Source organism: Tardiphaga sp. (genome assembly GCF_044340795.1).
Classification (GTDB): domain Bacteria; phylum Pseudomonadota; class Alphaproteobacteria; order Rhizobiales; family Xanthobacteraceae; genus Tardiphaga.
Genome location: NZ_JBIISY010000200.1, coordinates 1 through 10,975 on the forward strand (window position 1 = coordinate 1; position 10,975 = coordinate 10,975).

Genomic DNA, 10,975 nt, shown 5'->3' on the forward strand with positions numbered 1-10,975 from the left:
ATTGAAGAATTTGACTTCGATCCCGAAAAAGCGCGCGGTTTCATGATTGATGCGATGGAAGTTTTGGCGGCACCGGAAAATACCAGTAAGATCGTGATCGCCGCCGTGAATGGCATAGCTTACGGCGGCGGCTTTGAGCTCGCAATTGCCTGCGACTTCATCGTCGCATCCGACCGTGCCAAGTTCGCTGTCCCTGAAATTAAACTCGGCCTGCTGCCAGGTTTTGCGATCGTGCGGCTGCAAGACATCGTCGGCCGCGCTAAGGCCAAGGAAATGAGTGTTATCGGCGATCCAGTATCAGCGGAAGAAGCTTGCCGGCTCGGTATAGCACTGCGTGTTGTACCGCATGCTGAATTACTCGCTAATGCGATGATCTTCGCGGAGCAGATCGCCGAGAAACCTCGGCTCGCCGTACGTATGGCCAAGTCTTTTTACAATCGCGGCTTAGGGGGTAACGAGATGCGTCATGCGATTGACGGTTTTCCGTTTTTGTTCATGCACGAAGACGCGCGTGAGGGTATCTCCGCGTTTCGTGAAAAGCGGAAACCCCACTTTGGCAATCGGTAAAAGGTGCATCGGTTAACTCTGCGCCCATCGACAAGCTGTCGCACCCATCCAACTTGCTTTAAAATCGAACGTTTGTTAGATTTAACGATATTCAATTGGCGGGCTTTCGAGCACCAAGCCAAGCAAAATAAGCTCGGGAGAAACGAATTGCCTTTAGCTCGCGAGCTATCAGGTCCGGTATTGCAGTGTCGGTCTGTCGAACGACGGTTCGGCGGCATCGTTGCCCTTAACGGCATCGATGTGGAGATTGAACGCGGTGAAATTTTCGGACTGGTCGGCCCTAACGGGTGTGGGAAGACGACCCTCACGAACGCGATTACTGGATTTTATCCTCCGCAGCGCGGAAGCATCCTGCTCAACGGTCGCGATATTACGGGGCTCGCTCCACACCGCATTGCGAGGTTGGGCATTGCCCGCACTTTTCAGAACCTTGCGCTCTTCAATGGTATGAGCGTACTCGACAACATTCTCCTTGGCCGCCACATTCACATGAAGCCAAGCGTCTCGCGCACCGCATTGTACTGGTGGCTGGCGCAACGGGATGAGACAGCAAACCGTGCCGCCGTTGAGGAAGTAATTGACTTCCTTCAACTCGAAGGCGTGCGAGACGAGCTCGTCGATACTATTCCGATCGGCCTCAAAAAACGTGTTGAGCTGGCTCGAGCGCTTGCGGCAGAGCCAAGCTTTCTGGTTCTTGACGAGCCCATGGCCGGCATGAACCAGGAGGAGAAAGAATTCATGGCTCGGTTCATACTCGATGCGCGTGACGAACGCGGCGTGACCGTCCTCATCATCGAGCATCATATGGATGTCATTACGGGCATCTGCGATCGAATGCTGGCATTGAATTACGGCGCGATGATTGGTACCGGCGTTCCAGCTGACGTCATCGCTGATCCCCGTGTGATCGAGGCGTATATCGGGGGGGCGGGTGGCGCGCACTAATCAAATACAAACCTGGAACTTCGAAACGGATACCACTCTCATTCGTGTTCTCGATCGCAATGCCGAAGCGTGCCCAAACCGGGTGGCGGTGCGTGAGAAGAGCAAAGGGATTTGGCAAGAAATAACTTGGCGCCAGTTTAGAGACGCCGTTATGCGATGCGCCGCCGGGCTGGAAGCGCTTGGCTTCAAGCGCGGCGAAGTGTTGCTCGTGCTGGGTGACAATCGGCCGCGTCTGTACGCAGGCATGCTGGCTGCTGGCGCGCTCGGCGGTTACGCGATGCCAGCTTATCCCGATGCGACGATCGATGAGATACGGCATTTTGTTCACGAAGCCAGCGCACGGTTTGTTCTGGCTGAGGACCAGGAGCAGGTGGATAAGGCTCTGGAGTTGCGTGAGCAAGGATCTGCAATCGATTTCATCATCTACGACGATTCCCGTGGTCTCGGCTCGTATACAAGTCCGGGCCTGACTTCGTGGGAAGAGATTCAAAACCGAGGAAACGAGAATCTCGGAGATAGCGCCGATGCCCTAGCGCAGCTTGTCGCGCGTGCTCAACCAGATGACCCTGCTGTATTTGTCCATTCGTCCGGTAGTACAGGAAAACCAAAAGGTGTCGTGCTGTCGCATCGGAACCTCTTGTCAGGCGTGCGCAATGCCTATGAAGGCAAGACGTTCGGTTTCGGTGAAAGTATCCTTGCCTACCTGCCTATGGCGTGGGTTGGCGACTTCGCGGTGACGATGGGCGCAGGTATCGCCTTGCAATTCTCCATCAACATTCCCGAGCGGCAAGAGACTGTTTTGCAAAACCTTCGCGAGATTGCCCCAACATTCTATCTGGCGGCGCCTCGAAGCTGGGACAATCTGCTGACAACCATTCAGGTGCGCGTGGAGGATTCTTCCTGGCTGAAACGGCGCAGCTATGATCTGTTGATGGGGGCTGCGATCTCTGCTGAGAAGCGCAAGCTCGCTGGAGAAAAGCCCAAGCTAACGCACCGATTGCTCAGTCCGCTCTGCGAGCTTCTAGTTTCTGGCCCGATCAAAGACCAATTCGGGTTGACCCGTCTGCGCGGCGCCTTCACTGGCGGCGAAGCGATGGGGGAGGATACGTTCGTATTCTACCGCGCACTCGGAATAAAGCTACGGCAGCTTTACGGCCAGACAGAAAGCAGTGCCTACAACGCTATACAAGGCATCGATGAAGTTCGGCTGCACACCGTCGGACGTCCGCTTCCCGGCGTCGAAGTAAAGATAAGCGCGTCCGGCGAGATTATGATACGCTCTGGCAGTGTCTTCAGCGGTTACTATAAGCAAGAACAAGCAACCCGCGACAGCCTGGAAGATGGTTGGCTCCATACCGGCGATGCTGGTTATTTGGAGCCGGATGGGCATCTCGTCGTTTTGGGGCGGTTGTCCGATGTCGTCCACACTGCTGAGGGCGAGCGGTACATCCCGAATTATATCGAGAACCGCCTAAAGTTCAGTCCGTACATCAAGGATGCTGCGGTTCTCGGGCGTGGTCGCCATACGCTGGCGGCTCTTATCTGTATTGACAAAGACGCCGTCGGGCTCTGGGCCGAGCTGCGAGGAATTTCATACATGTCATACGCGGACTTATCGCAGAATCCGCGGGTAATCGAGCTAATCACTGCGGCTGTCCGTCACGTCAATAGCACGTTATTGGAAAAACTTCAGCTCCGGCACTTCGTTTGCCTTCATAAGGAATTTGATCCAGACGACGGCGAAGTAACGAGAACCCGCAAGATCCGGCGCAACGTCGTTGAAGAGCGATACAAGCCAGTCATCGACGCAATCTATGATCGAAAGAGCAGCGTTTTGATGAGAGCGAAAGTCGCTTATGAATCTGGCGAGGTCAGCGTCATCGAGCGCACTCTTTCGGTGCAGGAGGCGTGAAGATGGACTGGGCGTTACTGGCTGAGACCGGGATAAACGGAAGTCTGATCGGCCTTATGTACTCGCTGGTCGCGATGGGTATCGTGCTGATCTACAAGTCATCGTCGGTGCCGAATCTTGCTCAAGGCTCTATGACGATGCTGGGTGCCTACATTGTTCTCGCCTATTCAAGTCGATTTGGCGCACCGCTTTGGCTTGCGATTATTTTGGCAGCACTCTCGATGTTCGGAATCGGGATCGCCATCGAACGAATTGCGTTACGTCGACTTGCCGGGCGGCCGATTATTATGATCCTTATGATGACACTAGGCCTGGAAATCCTTCTTCGCGCCGGTTCACTTACGATCTGGGGAGCCACCGGACGTCCTATGCCAATCGGCATCAGCGACGACCCGCTTTTCCTGGGGGCGCTGCTGATCAACCGCGCCTACGCAGCCGGTGCGGCGGTTGCCATCGTGATGTTCGGTTTATTTGCGTTATTCTTTCGAACTCGGATGGGCGTAGTATTACGCGCAATTTCCGATGACTACACTGCAGCTTGGTCAGTGGGAATCTCCGTTGAGCGAGGCGTTGCTTTGTCTTGGGCGATGGCATCGGTTGTAGCGACAGTGGCAGGCGTTCTGTGGGCTTCGGTACAAGGCGTGGATCAATCACTGGCCCACTTACTCTTAAAAGGCGTAACCGTCGCTGTCCTCGGTGGGATGGATAGCCTGGGCGGAGCGCTACTTGCAGGTTTGCTACTCGGCATCGTTGAAGGTATCGCCGGAAGTTACCTTGATCCTCTGCTTGGTGGCGCCAGTCGGGACCTCGTCGATGCAGCGATGCTGATCGTCACTATCATGCTGCGACCGCATGGCCTTTTTGGCCGACACGACATCGAGAGGATATAAGTCGATGTTTTTCAGGCAAGCCGGCGTATATCATACAAACTACGTTGCTGATCGAGCATTATTCCCGGTAGCAGCCGACCGATGGATCATCGGGATGCTCCTCGCATTCGGCGTCGCAGCCCCTTTTCTGTTCAGTTCACTTTATCTGAGCAGTTACCTTCTCCCCTGGCTGGTTTGGACCGCCGGCGCGCTTGGTCTTAATCTCATTCTCGGTTGGGCCGGACAATTTCACTTGGGGTATGCCGCCATCATGGGGATCGGCGCTTATGCAACTGTGCATGCCAACCGATTCGGCGTTCCGTGGGAATTCTCCATCGTCATCGGCGGCGTGTCAGCCGCAGTCATAGGCAGCTGTTTTGCTTTTGCGGCTTTGAGGGTCAAGGGACTTTACCTGGCATTGAGTACGCTCGCTCTTCAGTTTGTCATGGACTGGACCATCTCCCATGTCCCAGCTATCAGCGGGGGAACGCAAGCCACTTTGCAGGCACCGGACATTCGCGTCTTAGGACAGCCCATCGTCTCCGACGCCGGGCTGTATTACGTGGCGCTTGTATGGTGCGTTTTGGTAACCCTTTTTATGTTGAACCTGCGTCGCACAGCGCTTGGCCGCGCACTAGTTGCGGTTCGAGAAAAGGACTTTGCCGCGGCTGTCATCGGTGTAAACAGCTTCTATTTCAAGCTAGTCGCCTTTTCGGCTTCCTCCTTTATAGGAGGCGTCAGCGGCGCGATCCTTATCGGCACATTTTATCATGCCGTGACGCCCGAGCAGTTTTCTGTCGACGTGTCTATCCAGGTGCTCGCGATGGTCATCGTTGGTGGCCTGGGCAGCATCATCGGAAGCTACTTCGGCGCAGCATTTATTCTGCTTATGCCTGGCGTCATGAATAGTTTTATTTCGTGGGGAGCGGCGCGGTTCGGCGTTTCGCTAAGCATTGAGGCACTCGCACATTTGCCTCAGGCGCTCTATGGGGCTCTGATTATTAGTTTTCTGCTTGTCGAACCTTTAGGGCTCGGAAAAATATACAAAAATGTGCGCGATTATCTTTTGGTGTGGCCATTCGGCTATGTGAAGAAATAATGCAATGATGACTGAAACGAGCCCAAAGCCAACGAAGAGCGCAGTGCTATCGCTGAACAATATCGAAGTCGTCTACGACCATGTCTCTCTTGCGATCAAGGGCGTTTCGCTCGAGGTTCCTGACGGTGGTATGGTGGCATTGCTCGGCGCCAACGGAGCTGGAAAGAGCACGGCTTTGAAGGCGATCAGCGGATTGCTTGTTGCCGAACGTGGTGAAGTTCGCCGAGGCGAGATTCAGTTTCTCGACCGTAACTTACGCTCGCTGTCGCCTCAAAAGCGGGTCGAACTCGGAATCGCGCACGTGCTCGAAGGCCGTCGAGTCTTTGAACATCTCACTCCAGATGAGAATCTAATTGCAGCTTCAGCGATCCGAAGCCGTCACGATATGATCCGCAACAAAGATAAAGTTTATACTTATTTTCCACGCCTCTACGAACGCCGTTTCAGTGCCGCAGGCTACCTGTCGGGCGGCGAGCAGCAAATGTTGGCAATTGGAAGAGCTCTAATGACGCAGCCAAAGCTGCTGATGCTCGATGAGCCCAGCCTAGGGCTTGCGCCATTTCTGGTGGCGGAGATTTTTCAGATTATAAGCCAGATCAACCGCGAAGAAGGTCTGTCGGTACTGCTGGTAGAGCAGAACGCAATCGCCGCTCTCGAGATCGTGTCGCATGGATATCTGATCGAGAGCGGCCGTATTGTGATGCACGACACGGCACAAGCGCTGAAAAGCAATCCCGATATACAAGAGTTCTACTTAGGTGGAGCGCAAGCGAAAAATTTCCATGACATCAAGCATTACAGGCGCCGTAAGCGCTGGCTAACCTGATCTCTGTCCTAAATGGTACAACAAGCTAAATAAAACGGAGGAAGCAAATGAAATTTTTGTGCATCGCAGCTGGTGTCGCCTTGAGTGCGGTCTCCGTACTTTCGGCGAAGGCGGCCGACCCGATTCGTTTTGGCCTGTGTTACGACCTTACGAAGGTCTATAGCTTCGTCACTCCTCAAGTGGCGCAGGCTGCGAAGGATTACGCCGACCTGGTGAACAGTAAAGGTGGATTAGACGGACATCCAATCGAGATGGTTGTCCAGGATCATGGCAACGAGCCGCAGCGCGGCATTGAGTGTTATGAAAAGTTGAAGCGAGAAGGTGTGATGGTGTTCGACACTCTGTCAACCCCAGTTTCTCGTGCGGTCCTCCCGCGGATCATGAAGGATGGCAACATACTACTTCAATCCCTAGTCGGGCGCGGAGACGCGGTGGATGGCGATGTCTTCAAATGGGTTTTCCCGATCGGTCCGACTTATTGGGGGCAAGCCGCGAACGACATCGAGTATATCAAACAGAAATCCGGCGGGACCCTCAAAGGAGTGAAAATTGCGTTCCTTTACGTGGATTATCCGTTTGGACAGGAGCCGATTGGCATCATCAAAACGCTCGCCGCTAAGGAAGGTTTTGATCTTCAGCTGTTTCCCTATCCACTGCCGGGCAACGATCAGGCCTCCGCCTGGACGCAGATGCGGCGATTTGCACCTGATTGGATCATTAGTTGGAGCCTGTCAAATATGCACGTGATCGCATCACGTGAAATGAAGCGTAACGGGATAGCGCTTGACAAGTACATTGCCGTTAATTGGATGAACGAGGTCGATATTAGCAACATAGGTGCTGCTGCGGCGAAGGGTATGAAACGTGGCACAAACGTCGCCGGAGGGTCGAACCATCCGTTGATGCAGGAGATTATCAAGCAGCTGTACGAAAAGGGTAAAGGCAACGGCGATCGCAAAAATCTGGACGATGTCTATTACAATACGGGCCTCGCAATCTGGTCAATTGCAATTGAAGGTGCACGCCTCGCTCTGAAGAAGGACGGATGGCCGTTAACGTCCGAGAAGATCAAAAATGGCCTCGAGAGTATCAATGGCTACGACGCGAACGGCATGATCGCGCCGGTTACCGTAAGCGCTAAAGATCACGGCGGTGGCGGTAAAACCCGTATCGAAATGTGGGACGGCAGCAAGTGGGTGCCACAAACAGACTGGATTGCGGCCTACACGGACGAGGTTTGGAATGTGGTAAAAACTCAGTCAGCCGACTACGCTAAATCGGACGCGGCTAAGTAAAGAAATTGATTCATCGAAATACGAGCTAAGCGAGAGAAGAGTGCGGCGATGAAAGCTCATCAAAGCGCTCTTCTCTTTGTTAACGAACACAATTTATCTGAGCGTCGCGTTACAAGCCGCAGAAATCTGAAAAATTCGCAGCGACGGGTGGCTTGCATTAACTGGTCCGAAAAGCCGTTGAAAAGCGGCCAAGTCCGCCTCATCTCGACGCGCCTCCGATCTTTTCTGTCAGCGGCTGCAAGCTATAAGACATTATGCCATTTCCCGCCAATTCGACCGTTTCTTTACAGATGCGAAACTTCGAGCGCTGCAGCCACCATCGCGCTGTTTGGATTGCGTTTTGAATTAGCGGCTCTACCAATAGCGCTAACCAGCGCTGCCTCTCGCGGTATCTGTGGCCGATAACCTAACGATGCGAGCGTTCTGACCTGGCTCTCCAATAACTAGAAATTCTGCCGAGCCATACCCCGCCTCCATTGGGATGCGCAGTATCCTACCGTCTGCAGACGTCAATACTTCTGGCCTAACTGTCACGATTCTGTCGTTCTTTGTGGCCGCAAGGGCGGCCGTGACGGTGCGGTGACGATCAATTTTCTCGAGATTTAGCAGAGTAGGAAACAGCACCGTTCGCCTGTTGGCGTCGGCGTCGATGCGCGCTTCGCGTGGGGTGATCCATACGGAGTCGACGGCCTCGTGCCCATCGTGCTGCAGGACATGATTCATCGGCGCTTCTGCAAGGAAAAAATAAGTATCGAAGCGCTTTGGCATATGTGCAGGCGTAATCCAGTGTGCAAAATGCACGAGCCGATCGAAGGCCGCAACAAGCCCTTCCCGCTCGATCATGTCTGCGAACCCTAGCTGACCAGCTTCAATCTTCTCACGATATGCAGTACCCAAAGTTTCTGCACGCTCGCCATCAACCAACGCGCCCCCTCGAGCCTCGCGAGCGAAAAGCACGCCGCATTCTTCGAAAGCTTCGCGGGCAGCTGCAGCCATAAGACCTAGCATCTGATCAGTAAGCCCTTCGACCCCTTCAGCGAGCTGGCGCCATCTCGGATCGGCGTCAGATTGATTAACGGCGCCTCCAGGAAAAACTAAAGCCCCAGAAGCAAATTCTATCTCATGGTGTCGAACGACCATGAATAGCTCGATACCATCAGCGCCGTCGCGTGCAAGCATCAGTGTTGCGGCAGATCGCGGGTTGGTCTGTCCAGTCATGTGGCCCTCATTTGCAGCCCAGGAATTATGACAAACGCCGACAACCATAATTGAGCGGAGCCGACGACCTTAGTAGGAAAGCTCTACGGCATTATAATTCGCTCGCGGACTACTCTTGGGAGTCACACATGAAAATTGTTCGACGCCTATTGCAATATTGCATTGGACGAGAATGTATCAGCCAATATACGTTCCGCGACCGCTGCTGAGAAGTTTCCCCTCGTCATCTAGAACGCGTGTTTCAGCAACGCTAAGCTGACGCCCCAGCTTTATGGGGCGGCCGATCGAACGCAGCCGCCCAGGAATAGCAGGCCTATGGAAATCGACCTGCATGTTGATGGTTGCACGCGCTACTCCTCCAGCGGCAAGAATAGCATACAAGCCAGTCAAATCTATCAAAGCGGCCAATATCCCGCCATGGGCAGAAGAAAGCAGAGGGTTAGATACGACTTCGTGGCGCCAAGGCATTTCCAGCGTCAACTCATGAGAGTCAGCGGCGGTGAGCCGCAATCCTAGCCATTGATGAAAAGGTGAGATCAAAAGCCGTTCGTTCAACTGTGCAATAGTTAAAGCCAATATTCTCGCCCTCGCAATACCTAGGAACTCAGCTTAGTAATTATCCAGGATCTTGTCTTCGTATTTATCCAGAATATCAGCGCAGTGCTTGTTAGGAGAGCCTGACACACTTTGCCCGCAAGGAGCGTCGCCCCACCAGAGAACGGCTTTACGCCTATGCTCGGCTTGCAGGAGGCGGATCGGTTGTGGACCCAGACATAAAGCACTTCGATTGCAGGCAACGCCTGCACCAGACACGTCGTTCAGAACCATGCGTTTTGCGAATTTTCTAACGCGTGTTCGAAACTATGATGCTATCCTCGAGGCCGGTCAAGTCCCGTATAGGCTCAGTCGATCTTTCTAAGGCCTCTAAGGTTTTATCGTGCTTCGGAAACTCTCGTGCCTGTTAGGTTCTGAGTATAAGAGCGGCGACATCATGCGAAGTGCGTGTGATTCTAGATGCAGTTAAAGCTAGAGAGCAGGGTTTACTAATGGTAGGCGTTTCAAGTGGCTCGGGAGATCGGGTTGCGATAACTTGCGCCGGGACTAATGCATGCAGCCGCTGACCTGCTCCGCAATTTTTGCGCTGTTTTTGAGTAAAGTCCCTTCTGGGTTTGGCCCCTTTTGGGTTGGGCGGCAAAATTGGCCGGGGTGAGCCATTTGAGTTCGTTTGCGGTCGGTTAATATTGAGTACATCCTCCTCTCCTCGATTCTTCTATCCTCGATGATCTGGCGAGCCTCGTAGAAATTGCTGAACAAGTGCTTGTTGACGCACTCGTCGCGCAGGCGGGCTTTGAAGTTTTCGACAAAGCCAGTCTGCGTCGGCTTGCCGGGAGCGATGTAATGCCATTCGCCTCCAAGCTCCTCCTGCCAGGCCAGGATCGCAATTGAAATGAACGCGGCGCCGTTGTCACTGACGATCATGCGCGGGCAACCCAGGCTTTCGATAATCTGGCCGAGTCACGAACGACGCGCAACGCCGCGAGCGTGGTGTCGGTCACCAAGCCAAGGCATTCCCGGGCGAAGTCGTCGTAGAGATCCAGGACACGGAACCGTCGGCCGTTAGACAGCTATCCATCACGAAGTCGAGTGACCAGCGCGGATTCCGATCCTGCGTCATCGTTGCCCTCGTGCCCAGTGCCCGCTTGCGGCCTCCACTTATGCGCATCAACAACCCCTCCTGCTTGCGGAGCCGGTACACTTCCGATTGATCCCTTGCAAGCCAAGCTCAGTCCAGGCGGTGGTACGCAGCTGATGCCTTCCTGTGTGGAAGCTCCGATCGTCACCTCTCGTCCATTAAGTGTATCGTCACCTCTCGTCCATTAAGTGTGATGATTATCAATGTTAGGACATGAGTTCGCCGCAACCCCAGGAGCGGCCTGTCCTTATTGGGTCTCCGCGCTGCTGCCGGTCCTTTCTTTACATGGAAAAGACCGTCGCGCCGTAGCTCTTCCGTAAGCACGATTTTATCAGTCGGTTCGGTAAGCATCAGATCGCACGGATGTGTGTTTACCGTGAAAACCCCGTTCGACCGAGACGGCAACTCCGAATTCGGCAAGTATCGCGACAAGAAAATCTGGCTCGGCGAGGGAGCGCGAGGTATGCGAGCAGTTCTTTTTGGGTGGCTTTGTATCATGATGCAGGTAATCGCGCAGACCGATCACGCATGGTCACAAGATAGGCCGGCAG

General features: G+C 54.0%; 10 protein-coding genes. 7 read left to right on the forward strand and 3 right to left on the reverse strand.

Translation table 11 applies throughout. The features are described 5' to 3' along the window. The 7 genes from ACIQ17_RS25145 to ACIQ17_RS25175 form a co-directional block, all read left to right on the forward strand. On the forward strand, positions 1–567 hold a 567-nt coding region (locus tag ACIQ17_RS25145), incomplete at its 5' end, for an enoyl-CoA hydratase/isomerase family protein (protein WP_398471994.1). Positions 568–714: 147 nt separating this feature from the next. Further along, a complete protein-coding gene (locus ACIQ17_RS25150; protein ID WP_398471995.1) occupies positions 715–1,512 on the forward strand; it encodes an ABC transporter ATP-binding protein in 798 nt (265 codons plus the stop codon). Continuing rightward, positions 1,499–3,424: an AMP-dependent synthetase/ligase gene (locus tag ACIQ17_RS25155; protein WP_398471996.1), complete on the forward strand. Its 1,926-nt coding sequence runs from the start codon at positions 1,499–1,501 to the stop codon at positions 3,422–3,424. Before ACIQ17_RS25150 ends, ACIQ17_RS25155 begins: the two co-directional genes overlap by 14 nt. A 2-nt stretch (positions 3,425–3,426) precedes the next feature. Continuing rightward, positions 3,427–4,314, forward strand: coding sequence for a branched-chain amino acid ABC transporter permease (locus ACIQ17_RS25160; protein ID WP_398471997.1), 888 nt, complete (start codon positions 3,427–3,429; stop codon positions 4,312–4,314). A 4-nt stretch (positions 4,315–4,318) separates the two neighbouring features. After that, positions 4,319–5,392, forward strand: coding sequence for a branched-chain amino acid ABC transporter permease (locus ACIQ17_RS25165; protein ID WP_398471998.1), 1,074 nt, complete (start codon positions 4,319–4,321; stop codon positions 5,390–5,392). Between the two features lie 7 nt (positions 5,393–5,399). Next, complete coding sequence (locus ACIQ17_RS25170) at positions 5,400–6,218, forward strand: ABC transporter ATP-binding protein (protein WP_398472005.1); 819 nt, start codon at positions 5,400–5,402, stop codon at positions 6,216–6,218. Positions 6,219–6,265: 47 nt separating this feature from the next. Then, positions 6,266–7,513 carry an ABC transporter substrate-binding protein gene (locus tag ACIQ17_RS25175; protein ID WP_398472000.1) on the forward strand — a complete coding sequence of 416 codons (1,248 nt, stop codon included), beginning with the start codon at positions 6,266–6,268 and terminating at the stop codon, positions 7,511–7,513. A 366-nt stretch (positions 7,514–7,879) separates the two neighbouring features. On the opposite strand, the gene ACIQ17_RS25180 is transcribed toward ACIQ17_RS25175, so the two are convergent. The 3 genes from ACIQ17_RS25180 to ACIQ17_RS25190 form a co-directional block, all read right to left on the reverse strand. After that, entirely contained in the window at positions 7,880–8,731 is an 852-nt protein-coding gene (locus tag ACIQ17_RS25180) for an NUDIX hydrolase (protein WP_398472001.1), read from the reverse strand. A gap of 177 nt (positions 8,732–8,908) precedes the next feature. Next, on the reverse strand, positions 8,909–9,307 hold the full coding sequence (locus tag ACIQ17_RS25185; RefSeq protein WP_398472002.1) for a hotdog fold thioesterase: 399 nt from the start codon (positions 9,305–9,307) through the stop codon (positions 8,909–8,911). A 525-nt stretch (positions 9,308–9,832) separates the two neighbouring features. Next, positions 9,833–10,210: an integrase core domain-containing protein gene (locus ACIQ17_RS25190; protein WP_398472004.1), complete on the reverse strand. Its 378-nt coding sequence runs from the start codon at positions 10,208–10,210 to the stop codon at positions 9,833–9,835. Positions 10,211–10,975 lie beyond the last annotated feature (765 nt).